The organism is Nostoc sp. NMS9, assembly GCF_017114995.1.
Classification (GTDB): domain Bacteria; phylum Cyanobacteriota; class Cyanobacteriia; order Cyanobacteriales; family Nostocaceae; genus Nostoc.
The window spans coordinates 196622-219542 of record NZ_JABXKL010000005.1 but is presented as its reverse complement, the minus strand read 5'-3'; the positions used below and the strand labels follow the sequence as shown (position 1 = coordinate 219542).

The 22921-nt window shown below is 41.0% G+C and carries 23 protein-coding genes and 1 tRNA gene; 10 read left to right on the top strand and 14 right to left on the bottom strand.

Annotated features, from left to right (window positions below):
- Nucleotides 1–789 (top strand): peptidase, encoded by a 789-nt coding sequence (locus tag HWQ40_RS03065; RefSeq protein WP_292774897.1) that lies wholly within the window; start codon nucleotides 1–3, stop codon nucleotides 787–789.
- Between the two features lie 384 nt (nucleotides 790–1173).
- Here HWQ40_RS03065 and HWQ40_RS03060 read toward each other — a convergent pair whose 3' ends face one another.
- From HWQ40_RS03060 to HWQ40_RS03040, 5 genes are all read right to left on the bottom strand, one after another.
- The gene (locus tag HWQ40_RS03060; protein ID WP_292774896.1) at nucleotides 1174–2322 is read right to left on the bottom strand and encodes a glycosyltransferase family 4 protein; all 1149 of its coding nucleotides are present in this window, start codon (nucleotides 2320–2322) and stop codon (nucleotides 1174–1176) included.
- A 358-nt stretch (nucleotides 2323–2680) separates the two neighbouring features.
- Nucleotides 2681–4333 (bottom strand): MFS transporter, encoded by a 1653-nt coding sequence (locus HWQ40_RS03055; protein ID WP_292774943.1) that lies wholly within the window; start codon nucleotides 4331–4333, stop codon nucleotides 2681–2683.
- Entirely contained in the window at nucleotides 4320–5324 is a 1005-nt protein-coding gene (gene recO / locus HWQ40_RS03050; RefSeq protein ID WP_292774895.1) for a DNA repair protein RecO, read from the bottom strand. Before recO ends, HWQ40_RS03055 begins: the two co-directional genes overlap by 14 nt.
- Nucleotides 5325–5416: 92 nt before the next feature.
- The gene (gene deoC, locus HWQ40_RS03045) at nucleotides 5417–6097 is read right to left on the bottom strand and encodes a deoxyribose-phosphate aldolase (protein WP_292729187.1); all 681 of its coding nucleotides are present in this window, start codon (nucleotides 6095–6097) and stop codon (nucleotides 5417–5419) included.
- Nucleotides 6098–6267: 170 nt separating this feature from the next.
- Nucleotides 6268–7446, bottom strand: coding sequence for a DNA cytosine methyltransferase (locus tag HWQ40_RS03040; protein WP_292774894.1), 1179 nt, complete (start codon nucleotides 7444–7446; stop codon nucleotides 6268–6270).
- 374 nt (nucleotides 7447–7820) lie between these two features.
- Here HWQ40_RS03040 and HWQ40_RS03035 point away from each other — a divergent pair, with 374 nt between their 5' ends.
- The 6 genes from HWQ40_RS03035 to HWQ40_RS03010 all read left to right on the top strand — a co-directional run bounded on the left by HWQ40_RS03035 (nucleotide 7821) and on the right by HWQ40_RS03010 (nucleotide 13395).
- On the top strand, nucleotides 7821–9095 hold the full coding sequence (locus HWQ40_RS03035) for a WcaI family glycosyltransferase (RefSeq protein ID WP_292774893.1): 1275 nt from the start codon (nucleotides 7821–7823) through the stop codon (nucleotides 9093–9095).
- Between the two features lie 607 nt (nucleotides 9096–9702).
- Entirely contained in the window at nucleotides 9703–10161 is a 459-nt protein-coding gene (rsfS, locus tag HWQ40_RS03030; RefSeq protein ID WP_292774892.1) for a ribosome silencing factor, read from the top strand.
- Nucleotides 10158–10658, top strand: coding sequence for a CGLD27 family protein (locus tag HWQ40_RS03025; protein WP_292774891.1), 501 nt, complete (start codon nucleotides 10158–10160; stop codon nucleotides 10656–10658). Before rsfS ends, HWQ40_RS03025 begins: the two co-directional genes overlap by 4 nt.
- 98 nt (nucleotides 10659–10756) lie before the next feature.
- On the top strand, nucleotides 10757–11710 hold the full coding sequence (locus HWQ40_RS03020; RefSeq protein WP_292774889.1) for an asparaginase: 954 nt from the start codon (nucleotides 10757–10759) through the stop codon (nucleotides 11708–11710).
- A 46-nt stretch (nucleotides 11711–11756) separates the two neighbouring features.
- Nucleotides 11757–11833: transfer RNA gene (locus HWQ40_RS03015), tRNA-Met, on the top strand.
- A gap of 104 nt (nucleotides 11834–11937) precedes the next feature.
- Nucleotides 11938–13395 (top strand): YcjF family protein, encoded by a 1458-nt coding sequence (locus tag HWQ40_RS03010; protein ID WP_292774887.1) that lies wholly within the window; start codon nucleotides 11938–11940, stop codon nucleotides 13393–13395.
- 77 nt (nucleotides 13396–13472) lie between these two features.
- Here HWQ40_RS03010 and HWQ40_RS03005 read toward each other — a convergent pair whose 3' ends face one another.
- The 4 genes from HWQ40_RS03005 to HWQ40_RS02995 form a co-directional block, all read right to left on the bottom strand.
- Entirely contained in the window at nucleotides 13473–13769 is a 297-nt protein-coding gene (locus HWQ40_RS03005) for a hypothetical protein (RefSeq protein WP_292774886.1), read from the bottom strand.
- A 146-nt stretch (nucleotides 13770–13915) separates the two neighbouring features.
- On the bottom strand, nucleotides 13916–14299 hold the full coding sequence (locus HWQ40_RS03000; protein ID WP_292774884.1) for a ParA family protein: 384 nt from the start codon (nucleotides 14297–14299) through the stop codon (nucleotides 13916–13918).
- A 13-nt stretch (nucleotides 14300–14312) separates the two neighbouring features.
- Entirely contained in the window at nucleotides 14313–14483 is a 171-nt protein-coding gene (locus tag HWQ40_RS35545; RefSeq protein WP_334985922.1) for a ParA family protein, read from the bottom strand.
- A gap of 397 nt (nucleotides 14484–14880) precedes the next feature.
- On the bottom strand, nucleotides 14881–15930 hold the full coding sequence (locus HWQ40_RS02995) for a sugar transferase (protein WP_292774883.1): 1050 nt from the start codon (nucleotides 15928–15930) through the stop codon (nucleotides 14881–14883).
- Nucleotides 15931–16128: 198 nt separating this feature from the next.
- Between HWQ40_RS02995 and HWQ40_RS02990 the strand changes: the two genes are divergently transcribed.
- Nucleotides 16129–16926, top strand: coding sequence for a 7-carboxy-7-deazaguanine synthase QueE (locus HWQ40_RS02990; RefSeq protein WP_292774882.1), 798 nt, complete (start codon nucleotides 16129–16131; stop codon nucleotides 16924–16926).
- Nucleotides 16927–17198: 272 nt separating this feature from the next.
- On the opposite strand, the gene HWQ40_RS02985 is transcribed toward HWQ40_RS02990, so the two are convergent.
- Together HWQ40_RS02985 and HWQ40_RS02980 are read right to left on the bottom strand one after the other, a co-directional pair.
- Entirely contained in the window at nucleotides 17199–17843 is a 645-nt protein-coding gene (locus tag HWQ40_RS02985; protein WP_292774880.1) for a DUF3318 domain-containing protein, read from the bottom strand.
- Nucleotides 17844–17920: 77 nt separating this feature from the next.
- Nucleotides 17921–18478, bottom strand: a complete 558-nt coding sequence (locus HWQ40_RS02980; protein WP_292774879.1) for a hypothetical protein — start codon at nucleotides 18476–18478, stop codon at nucleotides 17921–17923.
- 692 nt (nucleotides 18479–19170) lie between these two features.
- On the opposite strand from HWQ40_RS02980, the gene HWQ40_RS02975 reads away from it, so the two are divergent.
- Entirely contained in the window at nucleotides 19171–20052 is an 882-nt protein-coding gene (locus HWQ40_RS02975; protein WP_292774878.1) for a LysR family transcriptional regulator, read from the top strand.
- A 159-nt stretch (nucleotides 20053–20211) separates the two neighbouring features.
- Here HWQ40_RS02975 and HWQ40_RS02970 read toward each other — a convergent pair whose 3' ends face one another.
- On the bottom strand, nucleotides 20212–21555 hold the full coding sequence (locus HWQ40_RS02970; protein ID WP_292774877.1) for a deoxyguanosinetriphosphate triphosphohydrolase: 1344 nt from the start codon (nucleotides 21553–21555) through the stop codon (nucleotides 20212–20214).
- Nucleotides 21556–21765: 210 nt separating this feature from the next.
- Between HWQ40_RS02970 and HWQ40_RS02965 the strand changes: the two genes are divergently transcribed.
- Nucleotides 21766–21996: a type II toxin-antitoxin system HicB family antitoxin gene (locus HWQ40_RS02965; RefSeq protein WP_292774876.1), complete on the top strand. Its 231-nt coding sequence runs from the start codon at nucleotides 21766–21768 to the stop codon at nucleotides 21994–21996.
- Between the two features lie 29 nt (nucleotides 21997–22025).
- On the opposite strand, the gene HWQ40_RS02960 is transcribed toward HWQ40_RS02965, so the two are convergent.
- The gene (locus HWQ40_RS02960) at nucleotides 22026–22574 is read right to left on the bottom strand and encodes a hypothetical protein (RefSeq protein ID WP_292774874.1); all 549 of its coding nucleotides are present in this window, start codon (nucleotides 22572–22574) and stop codon (nucleotides 22026–22028) included.
- Nucleotides 22571–22906 (bottom strand): hypothetical protein, encoded by a 336-nt coding sequence (locus HWQ40_RS02955; RefSeq protein WP_292774942.1) that lies wholly within the window; start codon nucleotides 22904–22906, stop codon nucleotides 22571–22573. The genes HWQ40_RS02960 and HWQ40_RS02955 overlap by 4 nt, the downstream gene beginning before the upstream one ends.
- Nucleotides 22907–22921: the final 15 nt, after the last annotated feature.

Here is a 22921-nt window from a genome sequence, read left to right as displayed (position 1 = left end):
ATGGGGAGAATAACCCAACACCCGATAGTTAACACCCTAATAAATTTAGTTTCACGACGGTTAATTACAGCTCTTGCCTTGTTTATTGGCACAGGGCTGTTAATCATTTTTACTAATATCCAGTCGAGTAACGGGTTTACAATAATACCAGAATATGTACATTCAGATTTAATAATTTCTCTCCCCACTTCCCCAAAACCCCATCCCTTACCGCCCACACTTGCACAGTGGCAAGATAATACTCACAGTGGTGACTACTTTTCCCAAGTCACAACAACCCAAGTTGGTTATTTAGTCTGGTCACAATTTCCCATTCGAGTTTACGTAGAAACACCAAAAGCCATCAGCGAAAAACAAGCTCAAGCATGGGTTAATGGTGTCTTGCAGGGTGTACAGGAGTGGAGTACTTATTTACCTTTAAAAGTAGTCGAACAGTCCGAAATTGCTGATATTACAATTGTGCAAAAAGCGCCACCTCTACAAATTTTCCCTGGTAGTAATATACCCCGTGCGCGATCGGCACAAACTACTTACGAGTTATACACCAGCAACAAAGTTTTATCCCACCGCTTCACCATCTTATTAAGCCCCAGTCAAACAGGTGAGTATCTAATTGCAGCAGCCCGCCACGAATTCGGTCATGCGCTAGGAATTTGGGGTCATAGTCCGCTACAAACTGATGCGCTCTATTTTTCTCAAGTTCGTAACCCGTCGCCTATTTCTCCCAGAGATGTAAATACTTTAAAGCGGGTTTATGAACAGCCAACGACTTTAGGATGGTCTTTATAGCAGTTCTCGTTTGGATGTAATACAGGGCAGGGAACATTGCTCATGGATGTCAAATTAAGCCCAAATCCCTTTAAAACCTCGTTTACAGCCAGAGGCTGTAAATACTATTCATTGCGGCCCTGCCGCTCTTTCTTGAGGTGGAGCTTAGATAACAAGTTTAAATTATCACCGCCTGTTGCCTGAGCATTAAGAATGTTTTCAAGTTCCCAAAGTTCTACTCGCCAAGTATCGGGATTTTGCCACTGTTCTGTGCTGATTATTAGAGCAAAGTTAAAACATAATATAAGACTGATGAAGGAAAGCTAAACTGCACCTGATGCATCTGGAGAACAGTGATGAGCGTAAAAATGCGTAAGCGCAGGCATCGCACTTTATTCCCTTTCCTTACGCTCTACGACTTAGTGGTAGAGGTCGCTGTGCTAAAACTCCTTTATAAAGTTCTTCCAGCAGACTAATATTTTTACTAAGGGTATAGCGGTCTAATACACGCTGTCTAGCTTTTTGCCCCAGTAGGGTTGTTAATTCTGGATGGTCTTGCAACACTGGCAAGAGCGTTCTCAATTGCGATCGCGCTGTTTTGGTACTAATAACTACACCTGCACCCTTTTCCAATACTTCTCCATCTGCACCCACATCTGTTGCTAAACAAGCCAACCCACACGACATTCCTTCTAACAGAGATAAAGACAAACCCTCTACCAATGAAGGCAAAACAAATACATCTGCGCCCCGCAAAATTTCGATGCGTCGGTCTTCATCAGCGACAAATCCCAACCAGATAATGCCGTATTCTGAACCATAAAATGGCTCTAAGGAAGACTTCAAAGGGCCGTCGCCAACAATTAGCAACTTACTACTAGGCGCCATTGGCGACTGCTTCCAAGCCCGGAGGAGAGCTTCAACATTTTTTTCTGGCGCTATGCGACCCTGATAGACAAACAAGCGTTCGGCTTTAAATTCTGCTTTGATTTTAGAAAGTCCTGGAGAATACCTGGTGGTATCAACACCGTTGGGAATTACGGCAATATTTTCTTCCCTTACGCCCATCCCTGCCAATAATTCTCGCTGAATTTGAGAAAATACAATCACGCGATCGTAGTTAACTAAAAAAGGCGCGTAGAGCTGATAAGCCAAAAGTTGTGTTCCCGATACCAGCTTTGCCCCCTTGCCAGCAAACGGCGTGTGAAAAGTGGCAACTAGGGGCAACCTCAGTTCTTCACAGATTTCCGGTAGAAAAAAGTCCAGGGGAGATAACGTCAAGGAAGCATGGACTACATCTGGTTTGATTTCCCGCAGCGAATCGGTTAAAACTTTGGTGGCTTTAAAAGTGGGAATTGTGTAAACCTGGGACTTGTAAATGAAAGGTAGGGAAACCTCTCGAAGATTTGGCCAATTATCAGGTTCAGACTCTTCCTGGGCGAAGTGAAGAAAGCTAACTTGATGTCCCCTATCTAGCAAAGCATTTGTAATTTCTCGACTGTAGGTGACATTGCCGCAAAAAGGTGATTTTTTTCCAATCCAGGCTATACGCATTCTTTATTTAGCTGTAAGAAAAGCAGGTTTAATCTTATTACTTGTGTGTCCTTTGTGATTTTTCTTTTATCTTGCTATACTTGCTAGTTTTTTTATTTATTAAAAATTTCCACAACTTTCTACTAGTTTAAAAAGCTTATTGTGAGCTAATTAAACCAGTGGATTTATGGCTTTATTTATTTTAGTTATAAGTTGTTAATTTCTGATATTTAAACAACTTATTCTGACTAATGTCAGATTCATATCCGGCAAGTATGTGATAAATTTTCACTGGCAACAGTTTACCACGAACACAAAAGCTTTAAGTAAATTATTAATTACGTCAAGGTAATGAATAATAACTCCTGTTAGCTGATAACTACTTGTGGGAGTTATACCAGGTTAATATACCTCCTGAAAAGACGATCGCAGCTAATCCCAAAAAAACTACCTGTAATCCCAGAAAGGTTTCTGCGACACCAGCTAATGCTAAAGGTAAGGAGAGGGCAATATTAATTACATTGTTCTGCAAGCCAAAAACTTTACCACGCATTTCTGGAGGTGTTTCTGTTTGGATTGCAGTTTGCATAGGAATTCCCACTAGTGCCCCAAAGATACCTAAGAGCGTCACTAGTAACAAGACGAGCCACAGTTGAGTTGTAAATACTGACAGACCAATCAGGGATGCAGCCATACCCATACAACCGCACAGACTTAGCTGAGTATAGGAGAAGCGTTGACCAAATTGACCGAGAATTGTTGCTCCAGCCGCGATGCCAACACCGCCAGCTGCTAGTAAAAAGCCAAACTGGGAAGCTTTCATGTTGGGAATTATTTCCGCCATCCGAACAGCTAGAACAGTTAATGCTGCAAAAACAGAAAACAAGATAATCAGTTGAAGCAAAGCATTGCGGACGCGCTGATTTGCTTTGAGATAAGCAAAACCGTCCCGCAAGTCAGAGAATACGTGAGGGAATTCTGTATCGGGGTGGTGGTGTTTTTCCTTAGTTGCCAGAAGGAACAAAATTATTCCAGCGATCGCATAACTACCACCTACTAAAAGTTCTTTGCCCAAACTACCACTACCACCAATTTGCAGCCAAAGTCCATCTGCGATCGCTAACAAGGGTTCCCCGACAGCAAACCCAATAATTACCGATGCCATCATCGTTGTTGTGTAAAGCGAATTAGCCGAGAGTAAATGCTGTTCTTCTACGATTAAAGGAATTACCGCCTGTTCTGCCGGGGCAAAAAACTGCGTTAAAGTCGAAACTAAAAAAGTCACACCTAAGATAATTACAAAACCCACTGGCAGCAATCCTATAGGTTTCCAATCATGAGTCAACCACAGCATGAAGGGAATTGACAAAACCAGAATGCCGCGCCAAATATTCGTTGCTACCAGCACAGCCTTTTTCGACCAGCGATCGACAAACACACCAGCAACGGAACCAAACAATACGGCTGGAATAGTAAAAGCCATCATCAAGACTGATACCCAACCACTAATACTCTGATTGCTTCCTTGAAACTGAGTATTAATCAAGGCAATCATCAGCACCAAATAAACTTTATCTGCTAGTTGGGAGAAAACTTGACCGCCCCAAAGAGCCAAGAAATTAGGATTTTTCAATACAGGTAAAAATCCTAGCTGTTTTACATTCCCTGCAATAGCTTCTCCACCTGAAGCAGAGGCATCTAATTTCGGTAATTCTTTTTCTGGAATAGTAGCTATCGGCAAATTCTGCCCATTGCGAACGCCATTGCTATCTACCTCAGCAGTGGTTAATTTGTCCTCAGATTGTATTTCTGATTGGCTTGGAAGATCAGTTTTTGGGATCTCCGCTGTCCAATTTTGATCGTTTTTAGAAACGTCTTTTGGGGACATTTCTTGGCCCTTTATTTGACTAGGTGTACACTTGGGAACAGCATTCAAGTGATTCCTGACTGTAGGATCTGATACCCTATTCTGTTTTTTGGCGAGGCTTGGTGACAAAGGTAGGATTTTTTTATCCAAATCAGACGGTTGCATCATGGTTGGCAGCAAAATAAGAGTCGATCAAGGTAGCAGAGCGGATAGGGCGACCTAATTGATACTGAGCATACTGGCGCAAAATCTGCTCAACAGATAACCAGTCATGATCTCTAGCACCATCAATTTGCATTATCTCTGGTTGTGACAGATGTTGAAGCAAAGCTAGTTCCATAGCACCCAGACGGCAAGAAATCACAGGTATTTCTTGCCGATGCACAACAACTGTTTGGGCATTGGGGAGCCAGTGCGTTGCGGAGGTTCCCGACGCTCGAGTACTCGCTAACGCTGCGCTATCCGTTGAAGCAACTGGCGTCATTGGGAATCGGGCATGATGGGGCACAGGGAATTGGTTATTAATCTCCCCCTGCTCCCCTGCTCCCCTGCTCCTCTGCCCCTCTGTTCGTAAACGTTCCCTAGCTTCTAAGGAAACCGTTCCACCCGCAGGGATACTAAATCCTACCTGCCAGTTGGGGTCTGTAAAGTCTGGCTTGAGGGGGTGCTGAGATAAGCAACAGATTTGGACTTGCGGCGTCAGTCCTGCTAAGGCTAATAGGTGAAATACACCATGAGCCAGATGAGCCAAAACACCAGATGGATTTGCACTAGACACCGCCTCTAAGCGATGGAGATGTTCATTGAACAAATCATAAAGTTCTTCTTGGGGTTGTTCGCTCAAAGCTTCACACAGAACTATTTCTGCTAAATATTGACTGGCTGCCAGTTTTCCCAAATCTTTAGCTAAACCAGGATAAGTTTTTAATGTCTGTGCTTGAGTAATTTTATCAAGTGATCGCCCTTTAGCAATCAATAGTTCATTCACAACGAACATTCCACTCCTACCGCCCAGGCTGGAGTTGTGCTTACGTGACCCTGGAGCCACGGCTCGAATTAGACCGAATTCTCGTGTCAAAATCGTCACTATTTTATCCGATTCTCCTAGCGCCTGGGTTTTAAGATTAATACCAGTTGCTTTGTAGGTTCTACTCATTAGTCATTATGTAGTTATTTAGTCATTAGTCATTGGTCAAGGGTGATTAGCTTAAGACAAATGACAAATGACATAGGACAAAAGACAAATGACTATTCACCCTTTCCCAGGTTATCGCGCTGACGGATCAAATCCATACCGCGAGATGTGCCTAATCTAGTAGCACCCGCTACGATTAAGTCTAGGGCTTGATTGATAGTGTGAATACCACCTGAAGCTTTAATTCCTACCCTTTCTTTTGCCAATTCTTGCAAAAGTCGCACATCTGCCACAGTTGCACCACCATTCCAACCTGTACTAGTTTTTAAGAATGCTGCTCCCGCCTCCATAGCTATTTCAGCAGCTATTTTTTTCTCCGCATCTGTCAACAGGTTAGTTTCCAAAATTACCTTAACTGTTTGCCCAGTCTCTTCACAAATTTCGGCAATCTCTCGGTGGACTTCTTCAGTTTTGCCAGCTTTCAACCAGCCCAAGTTCATGACTACATCCAACTCAGTGGCCCCACTATCCGCCGCTTCTTGAGCTTCATACAGTTTCACGGCTGAAGTCGTTGCACCAGAAGGAAAACCAATCACCGTACAGACTTTGGGGTTTTTACCGTGGAGGAGTTCTACTGCTTGCTTAACATTAGCGGGGAACAGACAAACCGCTGCAAAGTTGAATCTATATGCTTCTTCACACCATTGCTCAACCTGCTCTGGAGTAGCCGTTGGCATTAACAGGGAGTGATCGATAAATGGCGCAATATCAATGTCTGGATAGTCTGCTGCCATCGTGTCTTCTGCCAGTGATTGATTATTAAACTTTATAAAAAATTAAAACATTTCTTATATATATATTAAACCACATTTATTACGAGTTTATCCTGAAAACAAGCTGCTGAATTGTCTTTAATATTGGCTTTACAGATATCCCGGAATTAGTGCAAGTATTTAAGTTGACGCTAAGTAGTAGTAATACTAGGAATATCAAGAGTGTTTTTTACACTCTTTACTAAGAAGTTAATAATAGTTTGAGCCAATGCCTGCGATGCCAAATATGGGACACCATTACCAATAGTTTTAAACATATTAGTAAGTGACATACTTTCTGGAAGGATAAAATTTGCAGGCAAAGATTGGATAGCTAAAGCTTCTGCTACAGAAATCCGCCGGATTTTGTAAGGATGTAAATGTACTTCATTATTTCCATAGCAAGCTGTCGGAGAGTAACGCCATCTATGCAGACGCTTGAAAGACTTTTTAGAATCATCTCCTTCATCAATAGCAGCAAATTTTGTGATGCCTGCTCTTGGTTGAAAACAGTTTTCAGCATTGGGGTGCTTAAGTACATTATTTTTTCTAAACCAGTATTCAACTGTTAATTCTTCAGGGATGTCATCAGGACAAAGTATTAGAGAATTTTCTTGGAATGGTTCACACTTCCGCCAGGGGTAAGCAAAAACATTTTCTTGAGGATATAAAATATGATTTTTCCAAGGAAAAGATCCCTCATGTAGTAACTTTTCACTACCGATTTTGATCCCAATATCCTGAAGAAAATTATTGTTGACACCAATTAGGATAATTCTTTCTCTATCCTGCGGTACGCCATATTCGATAGCATTAATTAAACGCTCTGTTAATATATAGTCTGCTTCGTGTAATTGTTGCTTGAGGGATTCAAAAAATAAACGGTGTTTTGTTGTCTTCCATAAACCCTTAACATTCTCAAATAAAAAGAAATCTGGAAGATTGCGGCAAATTAATTCAATATATGAAGCGGAAAGTTGACCATTATCTCCTAAACTTCCTCTATTTTTCCCACCAATAGAAAAATCAGGGCATGGAGGCCCACCGATGAAACCAATTATATTATGAGATTTGCGGCAGTCTTTGACTAATTCTTGAAGGTGTTGTGCTTCTTTTCCGACAATAAGTTTTGTGACATCTGCTGCTTCACCATGATGATATCCATATTCAGGCGATCGCATTTTCAGAACTTCTCGTGAATGGCGATAGGCGGCGATGAATGGAACGAAGATTTCATTAACATAAACAATATTAAAACCGCTGGTTTCAAAACCTAAATCGAGGAAACCTGAGCCAGCAAAAAAAGAGAAAATACAAGGGCGATCGCTCATTGCACGACTAGTACGATCAAAAAGTATTATTAATATTCAGATTGTCGGAAAATGGGTTATGTGCGTAACTTATAGAGAGAGTTAATACTAACTATCCCAATTTGGATTTAAGAGTTGGCAAAACCTAATATACTTAGGGTTTCTACGTAAGTACCAATTAAAAAAGAACAATTGTAAAACTGCTTAAATAGTAAAAACTTTTTACAGTTCCCCTAAGTATTACATCTCAAAGTTTACTCAATCTTTAAGGAAAATACCTGACAGAAAAAGAGTCTGGAGTCACAATTAAATATAGGGGTTTCCAAGCCCAAATGATATTTCAGACAAATATTTGTCACTAAATAAAAAACCGGGGTACTTCAGACTAAATTTTTATGCGGATTTTAATTTACTCCTACAACTACTATCCAGAACCGATTGGTATTGCCCCACTGATGACTGAATTAGCAGAGGGACTAGTGAAACGTGGGCATGAAGTGCGTGTAGTCACCGCTATGCCCAACTACCCTGAGCGGCAAATTTACCAGGAATATCGGGGCAAATGGTATGTCAACGAATACAAAAATGGCGTTCAAATTCAACGCAGTTACGTTTGGATTCGTCCACAACCAAACCTATTAGATAGGGTGTTACTAGATGCTAGTTTCGTCGTCACTAGTTTTGTACCCGCCCTCATCGGTTGGCGCCCAGATGTGATCCTCTCAACATCGCCATCCTTGCCAAGCTGTGTACCAGTTGCGCTTTTAGGATGGTTACGTGCGTGTCCTGTAATCTTAAATCTACAAGATATATTACCAGAAGCAGCCGTCCACGTCGGTCTGCTGAAAAATAAATTACTCATCCAGTTGTTTACATTATTGGAAAAATTTGCCTACCGCAGTGCCAGTAAAATTAGCGTCATCGCCGATGGGTTTGTGGACAATTTGCGAGCTAAAGGCGTAGAAGCTCACAAAATTGTGCAAATTCCCAACTGGGTTGATGTAAATTTTATCCGCCCTTTACCTAAAGAAGATAACGCTTTCCGCACAGCACATAATCTCAACGGCAAATTTGTAGTACTTTATTCTGGTAACATTGCCCTAACACAAGGCTTAGAAAGCGTTGTCAAAGCTGCTTCTGTGTTGCGCCATATCCCAGATATTGTCTTTGTCATCGTTGGAGAGGCAAAAGGTTTACAGCGATTGCAACAGGAATGTCTAGACTGCGGCGCAGACAATGTGTTACTACTGCCATTTCAACCCCGCAAAGATTTGCCACAAATGTTAGCAGCTGCGGATGTTGGTTTAGTAGTGCAAAAGAAAAATGTTGTATCCTTCAATATGCCGTCAAAAATTCAAGTCCTACTTGCTAGTGGAGGGGCCTTAGTTGCTTCTGTACCCGATAATGGTACGGCAGCAAGAGCCATTAGGCAAAGTGGCGGCGGAGTTATCGTTCCTCCAGAAGATCCCCAAGCTTTAGCGATGGCAATTTTAGATTTGTACCAAAACCCCGAAAAAGTTAAAACTCTGGGTTACAAAAGTCGCCAATATGCCGTTGAGCAATATGCTTTTGAGCAAGCTTTAAATCAGTATGAGTCCTTGTGTTACTCATTGACAGCAGAACGTAGAACAATTCAGTCTACAGGCATAGTTACGAAACAAGAAGTTTAATCTTTGCAGCAAAGTTATGTTGCATCTGTAGAAATTGCAATTATACCCTCATATCTAAGTAACAGAAAGATTGAGGGTAAATAATTTTACTAATAAAAATATAGCAATACACAAGCAGGTTTTCAGGTGGATTGTTGAACTAAAAATCTCACGGTTTCACTTCATTCAACCCGTGGGCAATCGGCAAAAGGGTATTTAATAGCACTTTAACTATACGTATAAAAATCGTACTTTTGCTAGACCAGTCATTAGGTATGCTGTGTTGTATCGTAATTTTTAGCAGACAGACAGTAGAAAGCGTAGATGTATAGTTAACTGCGAATTACTAGCTTTACATTGCTATGCTGTTTGATGAATCTGCGATTATTTTCACTGTCAATTCCTGCCGGAAAGCTATTGGTTGATTTATCGCTGCACAATAACCATCAGCAATCAGCTGTTGCGGATATCGAAATCTAAACAGCCAATTATCAAACTAGGCCCATAGACACCTGTTTTTTTGTTAGTATTCAAAAAAACCTATTGACACATTTGTCAGATCAATTGTTTGTTGTTTGTAAGTAAATGTCAACAATTGTTTCAAAAGGAAGAAAGCACCTGAGGTTTAATGACTGATTATTTCCAAGGAAATTTCCCATTGCAATCTGTTCCACTGACGAAGAGTGCGGTAATAAGCCACGGCCAAACCGAAGAGGCGAGCGAAAAATTAGCTGCAACGATCGCTGTTGCGGCATCAGACCGCAAAGCAGGTGAGATTTTATTGCTCAAAGTAGCAGAGGTATCTTACCTGGCTGATTACTTTGTGATGATGACTGGCTATTCTAGGGTACAGGTCAGGGCGATCGCTCAAGCAATTGAAGGAAAAGTCGAAACTGAGTTGCAACGGCGCCCCTTAAGGACAGAAGGAAAAATCGAGGGGAGTTGGGTACTACAAGATTACGGTGATGTGATCGTTCACATCATGATGCCCAAAGAACGGGAGTTTTATAATTTAGAAGCGTTCTGGATTCATGCAGAACGTATTTCCCTTCCAGAATCTGATGAAGGTGAGGGTAAGCCAACATGATTAGGTCTTCGGTTTCTAATTGCCCAGTTCCTACAGACCAACAACCGCTCAATGAATACGAAGAATTAAAAACTTCCTGGCTGTTTCGTGATACCACTTTAGATTGGCGCGAGTATATCACGAAACTTGGTTGGATTTGGGGTTTATCTTGGCTTTTTGCAGGGCCGATAGCTGCGGCAAGTTTTCCCCCTCACAAGTATATTGCACATTTTATTCTCTGTGGTGCAGCCGGAGCAAGTGTTGGGTTAGTGCTTATATTAGTGAGGTTGTACTTAGGCTGGTTCTACGTGTGCGATCGCCTTTGTAGTCCCACAGTATTTTATGAAGAGTCCGGCTGGTACGACGGTCAAACTTGGACAAAGCCACAGGAAGTCCTTAACCGCGATCGCTTAATTGTTGCATACGAAATCAAACCCATTCTGCGACGGTTACAATTTACCTTTGCTGGCTTGGCGGGAATCTACGTTATTGGTACTATAGGTTGGCATTTGTTTTAAAAAGTTAGGAGTCAGGAGTTAGGGGTGATTAGTTAGTTAATAATTCATAACTCTTAACTCCTAACTCCTAACTAAAAAAAGGTGATAAATATAAACCCATGACAATGGGAAAACGAACTCAAGCCGCAGCACTGGAAGTCCGGTTGCTGCGGGAAGGTATTATTGAATCCAGGCATATAGTCCAAGCTGTTGTCTGCGACGAACGAGGACGGGTTCTAACCGTTGCCGGAAATTCTGAAACTGCTGCATTTATCCGTTCAGCCCTCAAACCATTTCAGGCACTCGCTGTCACCACAACAGGTACACTGGAACGCTATCAACTTAGCGATCGCGACTTAGCAATTATCACAAGTTCCCATAAAGGAAGAATAGATCAAGTCCGACAGGTATTTAACATCCTTTGGCGGGCGGATCTTGACCCAACTATACTCCAGTGTCCAATTCCTGAAGGCAAACGGAGTCCTCTGGAATACAATTGCTCTGGAAAACATGCGGGAATGTTAGCTGTTTGTCAGCAACGTCATTGGCCCTTGAATAACTACTTGGATCGCAAGCACCCAATACAGCAGTTAATTTTGGGCAAAGTAGCAGAGTTGCTGCGAATGCCAGCAGCAGAATTTATCAGCGCTCATGACGATTGTGGCGCACCAACTTATCTGATGCAACTCGGTCACATGGCATCTTTATATGCACTGTTAGCCTCTAGTACCAACTTGGATATGGAGCGCATTGTCCGTGCCATGACTCATCACCCCGCAATGGTAGCAGGAGATGGAGAATTTGATACGGAACTGATGCGCTTAACTCCAGGAGAACTAGTCAGCAAAACTGGTGCCGAAGGAGTGCAGTGCATTGGTAGACTTGGTGAAGGCTTGGGATTGGCAATCAAAGTCATGGATGGGGCGAAACGGGCAAAATATGCCGTTGCTATTCACTTACTCCAGCAAATGGGGTGGATTAGTCCCAGCACCGCCGAAAGCCTCTCAGAAAAGTTTGTCACCTTGGGAAAATACAAGCGTTTAGAAGTAATTGGAGAATTATCATTTTTGTAGTTGCCAAACTCTTGACTATAGGTTACACTATAAAAGTTAAGAGCGACGCGGGATAGAGCAGCCTGGTAGCTCGTCGGGCTCATAACCCGAAGGTCAGTGGTTCAAATCCACTTCCCGCCACCAAATAAAAGATAAAACAAAAACCCTACAATCAGTAAAGATTGCAGGGTTTTGTTTTATTTTGATCTATTCTGGAAGAAATAGCCATCTAAAAGGCGCGGAGAATCATGGTTGTGAAGTTGCAGCGACCAATTTTAGTGGGAGGATTGGGACTGTCCTTTTCTCTATGGATGTTGGACAGTTGGCACGATTCTATAGTGCAGGTGGGTGAGTTTGGTTTATTGAGTGCCTTAGCTGTAGGCGGTGGTTTGTGGTTATTCCAGCAAAATCGCCCCAAAGACAGTTTAAAGCAGCTAGATGGTATGGTGGTTAATCGGGCGACTGTGGAAAGTGCGATCGCTAAAACTGAAACTGTAATTAACCAACTAGCACAAGAAGCAGAAAACCATCCAGCCTTAGAGACACTCAGAGAACAAGTTGCCCAATTGTTGCTGGAATTAGACAGGCAAAAAATTAAAGTAGCTGTGACTGGCGGGAAATCCGTGGGTAAAAGCACTTTAATTCAAGTGCTAGAGCAAAATCTAGAGACACAAAATTTCGTGTCTCTACAAGAGACAGCACCTTTATTTAGAGAAGTGGGTGAAAATTCAGATGCCACTATTTTGGCAGAAGTAGCAAAATCTGATTTTGTTCTATTTCTGACAAACGGTGATTTGACAGACTCAGAATTTCAAACCTTACAGCAGCTAAAGGCAGCAAATCAGCCTAATATACTGGTTTTCAACAAACAAGACCAGTATTTAACCGATGAAAGCGCCAACATTTTGCTGTCATTGAAACAGCGGATGCAGGGAAATGTAGTTGCAACTGCGGCCTCTCCCATTGCCATCAAAGTCCGAAAGCATGAGGCTGATGGTTCTGTGCGAGAGTGGATGGAGCAACCAGCAGCAGATACCCAGCAGTTAACTCAGCAGTTGGGTGAAGTTTTGGCACAGCAAGGACAACGGCTAGTTTGGTTGACAACCATGAGGAAAGCCGGATTGTTGAAAGCTGAGGCGAAAAATTGGCTGAATGTAACCAGACGCGATCGCGCCACCCCAGTTATTGAACAATATCAGTGGATAGCTGCTGCCGCTGCCTTTGCTAATCCAGTACCAGCCTTTGATATTCTGGCAACTGCGGCAATTAATGCTCAAATGGTAATGGATTTGGGTAATATCTATCAGCAAAAATTTTCCCTAGAACAAGCACAAACCGTAGCTGGAACAATGGGAAGTTTGATGCTGAAACTCGGTTTAGTTGAACTTTCTACAAAGGCTATTAGTACTGTTCTGAAAAGTAATGCCGTTACCTTTGTTGTTGGTGGCGTAGTGCAGGGAGTAAGTGCAGCTTATCTGACTAGAGTCGCAGGGTTAAGTCTAGTTGAGTATTTCCAACAGCAGGAAATAGCGATAGATTCTGGAACTGGTTTAAATTTGGATAATTTGCGGCAAACTTTGCAAAAAGTATTTCAGCAAAATCAGCAGATTGGTTTTTTGCAGGGGTTTGTTAAGCAAGGTGTGAAGCGTTTGTTGCCAGAGGCGCAGCCGATTGAAGTAGTTGGTGTTCAGAAGGCGGTGGGTTAAGTTCACGCAGAGGCGCAGAGTTTTTCTTAGCATCTTTGCGCCTTTGCATTAGGCTGAAAAGGAGTTTGAAAGTATTTTTAGATACTGTTTATCACAGTCAAAAGTCTTTGTGCTATTGGCTCAAAATAATCAACTAAGTCTCTAGCTCTACTAATGTGTGCCCCACGCAAACCATCTGCACTGGTACAATCAAAAACTGGTTTTTTTGCTTCTAATGAATAAGGAATTAGACTGTGAAGATTAGGAATTTTTCCTAGATTAAAAGTTTTATCAGGCCAGTAGTGAACTTGCTCCAATTTTGCTAATCTGTTGACAATATTTTCTTGAATTGCTGACTCGATGCGATTTCCAAATATCTGCCAGCCTTTTGTCATTTTTTCTTCAGAATCTTCGCGGATATTATGCTATTGCATCACATAGCCTAAAAATGTTGGGCATCCGTGCGGTAGAGCTAAACTTTGATCTTTCCATGCATGATTACATTGTTCCCAACCTTGACGCCATGCTTCGAGTTTAGAACCTAGATTTTCTGTGCCTCTAATCGAGAGAAAAGATCAGGAGAGATGGGAATTATAAAATAATCACTAGCCCCCAGTACAGCACAATTGAGAGCACCTAGATTAGTACCAAGATCAACCATGATAACATCCGCCTGAACACGGTTTGCAGCCCAATTAATATAACGATAAATAGCCGACTGAACTCTTAAACTAGATTCACTACCACCTCTTCCACTGTTCCATGTATCACCCAAAAGGTCTTCGTAGTTACTTAAGAGTAAATCGCCAGGAACTAGGTAAAGATTTGGATAGTTGTTTGGACTTATTTGAGATGGACCACGTTGCCGAATATCTCCAATGTGATCTATAAACTGGCTCAATTGCTCGCCAGATGCTATTTCCACGCTCGCTCCATGCTCATTCTATATTGCTTTCAGGTAGTGCATAAGCTGTTAGATTGCATTGGCTATCACAATCAACCATAAGTACGGTTTTATTAGACTGCTCAAGAAGGTGGGCTATATAGAACATATAAGTGGTTTTACCCACTCCACCTTTATTATTAAAGATACTAATGATGGCTGGCATATATATAATTTAAACTTTCAAATACTACAGTACCATTTGAGTGATGAAATGTATATTTTTATTTAAATAAAAATTATTTTTTGATGAACAATCGCCCTTGTACTTTCTCTTTTTTTGCTGCTTAAGGTTTCCTAGATTTAGGTTTTGAAACCAGTAGTTTTAAACATTATTTATATCAACGAAATCTTTTCCCTATTCATCGCAGCATCTTGCCATTTAGGTGGAGATTCGCTTTTTTCTTTTTTCTTTTTCCTTTTTACTTGTTAAGCAGACAATGACACTTGTATGGTGCTGTAGGTTAACCTAAAATTTACCCAAGCCTAAAATAGGCTTGGGTGTATTTAAGAATATCGTGAGAGTTGCGAGTTCTCAAAAAATTGTGAATAAGGATAATTAGCTAAACAGCACCACTGTTTCTATTAAACAGAATAGCTATAGTTTTGAAAATTAGCTTTAAATCGTACACTAAACTCCAATTTTTTTGATACTGCAAATCCAGACGAATTACATCTTCAAAACTACGGACTGTAGAACGTCCATTTACTTGCCATTCGCCAGTCATACCGGGTTTTACATCTAAACGTTGCCACTCTGGTACTTCATAGCGTTCCACTTCATCAGGTGTCGGTGGTCGAGTGCCTACTAAACTCATCTCTCCTTTGAGAACGTTCCAAAATTGGGGTAATTCATCAAGACTAGTTCGCCGTAAAAAGCGCCCTACCTTAGTAATTCTAGGGTCATTCTCATTCTTGAAAAAAGCACCTTGCACTTGGTTTTTGACTTGGGATTTCTTCGCTTCCGCATCCACACACATAGAGCGGAATTTCCAAATTTTAAACTGTTTCCCCATCCAGCCACAACGAATTTGACAAAAGAAAATAGGCCCGGGATCGTTAATTTGAATAGCGATCGCAATCGGAATAAACAAAATTCCTGTAATTAATAAACCAATCACTGACCCAACAATATCTAAGAACCGTTTCATCCAAGATGCCATAGAAGGGTGAGTAGTGGGTAACTGCTCTACTTTACGGGAAGTTGTCTTCCGATTATCTACTACGTCATCTTGTTCTATTAACGACCCATCCCCCACAAGCTCTAGAGGAAAAACCTGATCCAACCCTGTGAGTTTTAGGACTGCCATGACTTGAGGTGTTACATTCCGCAGTGTTAATGTAATACCCTTAGTCTGGGCGTATTTAAAATTACTTACCAGGGCACCTAAACCACTACTATCGATAAAAGTAGTTTGGTGAAAGTCAATGATGATTTGCTTGGGATATGAATTGGGCTGAATTAAGCCTTGGCAGGTTTGCTTAAAGCCTAAAGCCTCCAGCACGCTCAACCGCGTCGGCACCTGCACTATAGCCATGTCGTTTAGGGAATTAACTGGAAAATCGACCTCTGTCGGTTGGCTAGTCATGAAGCTCTGCACTTTCGTTGCCATGTATAATGTAATATGCCAAACATTACTTTGTCCTACAAAATTACTTAACCTAATATCGGAATTAGTGATAATCAGGACTAACTACTATTTACCGGGGCTGAGATTGGAGATCGCTAGCGACGATTCACAATAGAACAAGAAGCCAAAAAACATCCTTGCTGTTGTGCCGACGCAGCGCGATTGCGTTGCTCTCATCAAATGATTGCTAAAAATACGGTTACACCTACCGCACGCCTGATTGAGGTCTTTTCTGCCATTCAAGGGGAAGGACTGAATGTCGGGACACGTCAGATATTTATTCGTTTTGCTTTGTGTGATTTGCGCTGTCACTTTTGTGATAGTGCCCACACTTGGAGTGCACCTACAACTTGTCGGATAGAGCGATCGCCTGGATTGCGCGACTTTGAAATTCACTCTAACCCCGTCCCATTACCCATATTAATCGAATGGGTGGAACAGCAAAATCTACCTTGTCTACACGATAGCATTAGCTTAACTGGCGGCGAACCACTTCTTCATGCCTCATTTTTAACGCAGTTTCTACCCCAAGTGCGAGCCATAACTGGTCTACCTATATACTTAGAAACCGGCGGACATCGCCCAGAACAACTAGCAATGATTATCCCATACTTAGACTCTGTAGGTATGGATTTCAAATTGCCCAGTGTTAGCGGCGAAAGTCATTGGCAAGAACATAGTAAATTTCTCCAGTTATGTTATGACTCATATTTAAATGTTTTTGTCAAGATAATTGTGTCTCAAAACACAGATCCCGCCGAGTTGGAACGTTCAGCTTCCTTGGTGGCAGAGGTTAGTCCAGATATCTCAGTATTTTTACAACCTGTTACGCCTTTGGCAGTACCAGAACAATTTTCTCCAGTACCTGTACTTGCGCCTTCTGGCGATCAAGTTTTGACGTGGCAAGCTTTGATGAAGGGGTTTGTCAAGCACGTGCGCGTGATCCCCCAAACGCATAAAATGCTGAACCAGTTGTAAAATTTGAGTTTGATAAAGATGTAGTCAAGAAAAAAGTAAGATTTTATGAAATGGTAATTGGGCTGTTGTCGCTAATTAGGGAGGCAGCAGCCTCCTTAGTAGGCAGTCTAATTAGCTAAATCAAAAGACCACTAACAGGTTTCGTAAAATCTTCCCTCTCAAACTCAGAGAGAAACTTGAACTAAAGTTCAAGGCAGGGGACTTTGTTAAAGCTACGTTGATTTAGGTATTTCGGGGGGTGAGCAAATACCCCCCAACCTAATTTATGGTTTCTATAGTCCGCCCTCGTTTGGAGTTTTCGATTTAGCTTTTGCCTTATTAGCACTGCGTTTGAGGGCAGAGAGTCTTGCTTCGTATCTCGACCGTTGGCGCTTACTAGGAGTATTATCAATCAGGGTTTTCAAGGCGCTACCGAGACTTTTGTAGGCATTGGGGAGGCTATAACCAAAACGAGTTGCTAAAGCGATCGCTTTCTCATCAGCATTGAGCAATTCTCTTAGTTGCTTTTCCCCATTATTCTTTTGGTACAGTCGCCAGCCTGACACGCCACAAAGCGACAAAGCTAACACCAGCAGCAATCCATCTTGTACCCACAATTCCCCTACAGCACCACCTAAACCGATGGCTAGTGCTGCCATTTCCCAACCATCTTTAGGAATTGTGTCATTTTGAACGCGAGCAACCTCATGCCAGAACAGCAGATTACGCTGATCCATTGCGAGGGCATCCCATTTCACCAAATCAATTTGAATTTCTACCTGGTCTTTACCAATTTCTTCGCAGCGAACCAGGGGTGGATTGACCTCAGTTGTGCCTTCAACCGTGACCCAGCTTTGCAGTTCTGGTGGTAGTAAGGCTTTCAACCGCCGGAGTTCGCTCATTTCCGCTTTGGCAGAGGAGGTTGCATAGGATGTCATAATATCCAGCCCCAGAAAATTTCAGTATATAGTGAGGGTATCACTTTGGAGTATAGCTATTTAAGTGATGATCCGTCTCACTCACTAGGAAAACTTCCTCGCTTTTTTCGCGCTTCCATTGCTTTTTCTAGTAGATCTAACAATCCTGGGGCTTCTTCTTGGATACTGAGTAATAGTCTTTCCCCAAGTTCTATATTCCCCGGATCGAGGCCTGTTGCCATCACTTCTGTCAGGCGAGGTATTGCTATGCCATCCACAATCTGAATTAATCCACTCAGACAACGGTGAAATTGTTTTTCTGTGAGAATCGAGTCTTCTAAAGGAAACTCAATAATGGCACGAATTTCACCATCCGATGGGTCATACTCCCATTGCAACATTTTGGTTTCCCAGGAAATGGCGAGCATTGTCTGGAGGATAGCTGCCTTGTGAGGATGGTCTTGGATTCCTCCCAGAACTTGAGGGGCAAATACCCGAAAAAATTTTCCTTCTTCATCCAGTTGGACAACTATTAGGAAATCTTCTAGATTATCAGCCTCCACACCTGTTATAATTCGGTCTTCTTCATCATCAAAACGGTAGTCCCAACCAAGGTTGTCTAAATAGTTGGCAATCTGTTTGAGGTTAGCTCCCATAAAAGCCTCATAAGGAACGTGGAGCAGTTGTTACCAGACCTAGTTTAACCTGCTAGGGGTAGTTGTTTGGGTTGGTGTGGATACTTCTGATCGCATAGAAGTATGCAATTAGGGTATTGGGCATGGGTTATGGGGTATGGGGCATTGAAGATAATAAAAATAGATGATCGTTCGGCCCTATGAATGATATTTTTTGAATGACTCTTGCTCATTATTAAATAAGCGATAATTACTATTTCTCAAATTTTAGCCAGTAAAGGATATAGCACTAATTCGCTTAAATGTTAATACTTTTTCTAGTTTGAATGAATATATTGCTATATCAAGTATGGTGGCATAATTTGCAATTAAATTTGAAACCTAAAGCCAAGTTTAAATAATTTATATATAGCATCTAAGGTTTTGGAAAGCACACGTAAAAATTTCAATTAATGCTTCTAAGAGTGAATAAATATAGCATGGTAAATGATACAGCTTGATATTAAAAACAACAAACTTTTTTCACAGAATGATTGTAGTGAAAAATGCATTTTTGATTGTGATTATCAATAAAGTTTATGTGTAGATCAGCATTAATTCTAGCGATCGCACCTCTAGTTTTTGTTACAAATCATCTAAAAACTCTGCGCTACTTTGCGCCTCTCTGAGTTTATATATTTATAGAAAATTGAAACTTATAAAATATCAAAAAAATGGAATTGCGACACCTGCGCTACTTTATTGCTGTAGCTGAAGAACTGCACTTCAGTAGAGCCGCCGAGCGACTGCACATCGCTCAACCACCCTTAAGCCAGCAAATTCACCAACTAGAAGCGCAATTGGGGGTAGAACTATTTCACCGCAAAACCAAACGACAGGTACAACTAACAGAAGCAGGAAAAGTTTTTTTGCAAGAGGCTTATCAACTTTTAGCTCAACTCCAAAGAGGAATTGAGCAAACCCAAAAAACGGGAAGAGGTGAAAAGGAACTACTGCGAATTGGGTTTACCAGTTTGGCAACTTATGATTTGCTTCCTGTGATTTTGCGGCGGTTTAGAGAACAGTTTCCAGAAGTAGAGTTGGTATTGCAGGAATTAACCACAACTCAGCAGGAGCAAGCGCTACAGGATTGCTGCATTCATGTAGGTTTTGCCCATCCACCTTTAGAAAACAACACACTCAATCAAGAATGCATTCAGCAAGAAGCTTTAATTGTGGCTATGTTGGAAACTCATTCTTTAGCTGAACAAGAAAAAATTTCAGTGCGATCGCTAGTAAACGAAAACTTTATCATGTTTCCTCGCCATTTGGGGCCCGGACTTTACGAGCAAATCGTAAGTCTTTGTCAGCAAGGAGACTTCAGCCCAAAAGTGACTCAAGAAGCGATTCAGATGCAGACGATTATCGGATTGGTTTCAGCCGGAATGGGGATTGCGATCGCACCGTCTTCATTGCAAAATTTTCAGAGAACTGGTGTAGTTTATCGTACTCTAGAGGAGAAAACACCATTAGTAGAAACGGCCATAGTGTGGCGGGAAGAAGATATGACACCTGTGCTAAGGGAATTTCTACAAGTTGTCAGAAGTATCTGTTGACAAATGACGACCCTCTTCTGACGAAAATCCTATGCGAACACGATTTAGCTTTATTTTTGCCAATCTACTTATTTCGTTAAAACAGGTTTTGCTACGTTGTCAATGTATTATTGAAATGGAAAATTTTAAATCAAGTACCATTATAAATTTGAATTAAACCTATCCCAATGAAATCCCACTAAATTGTTGGAATAGACTGGTAGCGTAAGAATCAGTCATACCGGAGATATAGTCTGTAACTCTAAGAATTTTATTATAATTATCTTTGTCTGAATCCGGATTATTATATTCTTTGGGAAGCATATGATAGACCAAATTGCCTTTTTTACTATTGTGCAGGACGGCATTAACAAATTCAGCAAATAGTTTACCCAAAACTTCATACCCAGCAATCTGGATACTAACAACATCAGGATGTTGGAAAACAGCCGTGCGAGTTTCCTTTCCAATTTCTTCTAAGTGGTTTGCATAATTGCTTAGAGATAACAAGTCCTTATCAAACTCTCCAGAAAGTATATCTTCTTCGTGTTTCAGGAAAATATCACTTGCCTCATTTATAAGTTTATTGATAGCTAAAGCCCGCAATCGCTTAACTATTTCTGTATTGCTTTCACCATGTTCTTGAATATCTTTATTTGCAATATTTGCAACTACGTTAAGTAATTCCTTGGTTTTTTCAAATGGGATGTAACCCATACGATGGCCATCTTCTACATCAACAATTGAATAACAAATGTCATCTGCGGCTTCAACAAGAAAAGCAAGCGGATGTCGAGACCACCATGCTGCATTATTATGACGGCGAATTAGACCAACCGTTTCTGCTACTTCAGCAAATAAATCTTTTTCTGCCTGGAAAAAACCATATTTTTTAACACTTTTACCTGAGTAACCGTTAAAAATAGATTTTGGTAGAGAAGATTCTCTAGGGTACTTTGTGAAAGCAGCTAAAGTTGGGCAGGTTAGTTGCATTCCGCCTTTTCTGGGGGGCATTTCAAGCTTGGTTAGAATACGAAAGCCTTGTGCATTACCTTCAAATGAATCAAAGTCAGCTTTCTGAGACTTGCTGAGAAGTTCTTCGCCTACATGATTAACAGTGTTGTACCATGATTCAAATCCTGTACGAATAGCATCCTCTCCAGAATGGCCAAAAGGAGGATTCCCAATATCATGAGCCAGACAAGCAGCAGATACGATATCACCAAAGTCTGAAGCACGTAACCCATCCTGATTAAAGTCGTATTTTTTTACAATTGCCTCACCCACTATTCTGCCAAGGGAGCGACCGACGCAAGACACTTCAAGGCTATGAATGAGACGAGTACGAATGTAATCATTTGTGGACAAAGAAAAAACCTGAGTTTTATCTTTGAGACGACGAAAAGGTGAGGAAAACACTAGGCGATCGTAGTCTCTTTGAAAGGGAGTACGATCAAACTGGAGATTTTCCGCGTCAGTCTTGCCAAGTCTTTTTGGTGTCAGGAGTTTCTTCCAATCCATCATTACTGTGTTATTTGAAAGTAGTTAGACAATGCCCCCTAGCTAGAAGGAATGGGCAATGCCACATTGTAACTCTACTTATCACTAAGTAAAAAATTATTCTATGCCATCAAACCACTTTAAGTAATAACCACAGTTTAAATTACTCAACTTCAACTGTGAATGCCAAGTCAATCGTGTTTTGAAGCAACTAGGAGAAATAGAGGAAGAATAATGAACGATCGCTACAGTATGGTAATTCAATGGTCAGATGAGGATAATTGCTACTTAGTACACTTACCAGAGTTTCCTTGGCAGCAATTCCACACTCATGGTAAGAGTTATGAAGAAGCCGCTAAACACGGGCAAGAGGTAATTGAATCTCTGATTGAATGGTATGAAGAGCAAGGAAAACCTTTGCCAGAGCCAATTACTTTTCCTCAAAAATCGTTAAAAGTGGCTTAAATCTTCGCTTTGATTATTTATTAATCAATTTAAACTGTAGGTGTAGCAGCAACTGATGATAAAAAATTAATCAGGTTTTGTATTAATGGATGTTGTTGCAATGCCTGAATTTCATCATTATTGATTTTGTTAAATATTTTATTAAATGGTGTATCTTTTCCAAAAACTGCTGTTAGAAAATCTTTGGGTTTACTCTGAGCCAGTTGCCACTCTAAATCAGTAAAGCTGCGTTCAGCTATTTTTTCAATTAGTGAGCGGTCTTGCAATAAAATTATTTCTATTTCTGGAACTGCTAGAAACACTTTATAGGGTATGCCTGGAGATGCTTGACGGAGTAGATAATTAAGTGAATCTAATTGTTCACTAACAAGTGAATTATCTTCTGTATCTGCATCATTAATCAAAGCAACAGGAATTGATCTAGTAACTAAAAGTGTACTTGCTAATGAGCGCGCTCCATACTGCCCTGAACCATCTACAAATTTAAAGTTTATGTCTTGAATAACAGATTGTGGGAGCAATTGCTTTAAAATTTCTATATCTTTATTTCCTTCTGTAATAATATAAGCTAGAGTCATATATCCTCAATTGTAATGTCGTAATCAGGAAGACCATACTCAACGCAGTACCGATATTTTTTGATTAGCGACCTACGTATGTATTTATTGTACAGTGAATATTTAATTTCTTTCCCTCCCCACAACAAAATAGTTTGGGGTGAAATATATCTCGCTAATGTTATAGCACCTACCGTAAACCCACTACGACTAAATACACTACCGATACTTGTTGTTGGTCTGCGTAATAGTTGATTTCTTAGCTTCGCAATTGCTTCAATATTAAGGCTTTCATTTGAATCTTTGCATTCTATAATACAAGCTAAACCATCTGAATAAATTACTCCATCAATTTGTTCTAAGAGGAT

Bases quoted from the DNA above. Each gene is read 5' to 3' on its own strand.
- HWQ40_RS03020 (WP_292774889.1), top strand. From the start codon at position 10,757: ATGACAATGGGAAAACGAACTCAAGCCGCAGCACTGGAAGTCCGGTTG.
- HWQ40_RS03025 (WP_292774891.1), top strand. From the start codon at position 10,158: ATGATTAGGTCTTCGGTTTCTAATTGCCCAGTTCCTACAGACCAACAA.
- HWQ40_RS03005 (WP_292774886.1), bottom strand. From the start codon at position 13,769: ATGACAAAAGGCTGGCAGATATTTGGAAATCGCATCGAGTCAGCAATT.
- HWQ40_RS03060 (WP_292774896.1), bottom strand. From the start codon at position 2,322: ATGCGTATAGCCTGGATTGGAAAAAAATCACCTTTTTGCGGCAATGTC.
- HWQ40_RS03055 (WP_292774943.1), bottom strand. From the start codon at position 4,333: ATGCAACCGTCTGATTTGGATAAAAAAATCCTACCTTTGTCACCAAGC.
- HWQ40_RS02990 (WP_292774882.1), top strand. From the start codon at position 16,129: ATGATTGCTAAAAATACGGTTACACCTACCGCACGCCTGATTGAGGTC.
- HWQ40_RS03065 (WP_292774897.1), top strand. From the start codon at position 1: ATGGGGAGAATAACCCAACACCCGATAGTTAACACCCTAATAAATTTA.
- deoC (WP_292729187.1), bottom strand. From the start codon at position 6,097: ATGGCAGCAGACTATCCAGACATTGATATTGCGCCATTTATCGATCAC.
- HWQ40_RS02985 (WP_292774880.1), bottom strand. From the start codon at position 17,843: ATGACATCCTATGCAACCTCCTCTGCCAAAGCGGAAATGAGCGAACTC.
- HWQ40_RS02960 (WP_292774874.1), bottom strand. From the start codon at position 22,574: ATGACTCTAGCTTATATTATTACAGAAGGAAATAAAGATATAGAAATT.
- HWQ40_RS03035 (WP_292774893.1), top strand. From the start codon at position 7,821: ATGCGGATTTTAATTTACTCCTACAACTACTATCCAGAACCGATTGGT.
- HWQ40_RS02970 (WP_292774877.1), bottom strand. From the start codon at position 21,555: ATGATGGATTGGAAGAAACTCCTGACACCAAAAAGACTTGGCAAGACT.
- HWQ40_RS02995 (WP_292774883.1), bottom strand. From the start codon at position 15,930: ATGGCAACGAAAGTGCAGAGCTTCATGACTAGCCAACCGACAGAGGTC.
- HWQ40_RS02980 (WP_292774879.1), bottom strand. From the start codon at position 18,478: ATGGGAGCTAACCTCAAACAGATTGCCAACTATTTAGACAACCTTGGT.
- HWQ40_RS02975 (WP_292774878.1), top strand. From the start codon at position 19,171: ATGGAATTGCGACACCTGCGCTACTTTATTGCTGTAGCTGAAGAACTG.
- recO (WP_292774895.1), bottom strand. From the start codon at position 5,324: ATGAGTAGAACCTACAAAGCAACTGGTATTAATCTTAAAACCCAGGCG.
- HWQ40_RS03010 (WP_292774887.1), top strand. From the start codon at position 11,938: ATGGTTGTGAAGTTGCAGCGACCAATTTTAGTGGGAGGATTGGGACTG.
- HWQ40_RS03040 (WP_292774894.1), bottom strand. From the start codon at position 7,446: ATGAGCGATCGCCCTTGTATTTTCTCTTTTTTTGCTGGCTCAGGTTTC.
- HWQ40_RS02965 (WP_292774876.1), top strand. From the start codon at position 21,766: ATGAACGATCGCTACAGTATGGTAATTCAATGGTCAGATGAGGATAAT.
- rsfS (WP_292774892.1), top strand. From the start codon at position 9,703: ATGACTGATTATTTCCAAGGAAATTTCCCATTGCAATCTGTTCCACTG.
- HWQ40_RS35545 (WP_334985922.1), bottom strand. From the start codon at position 14,483: ATGCCAGCCATCATTAGTATCTTTAATAATAAAGGTGGAGTGGGTAAA.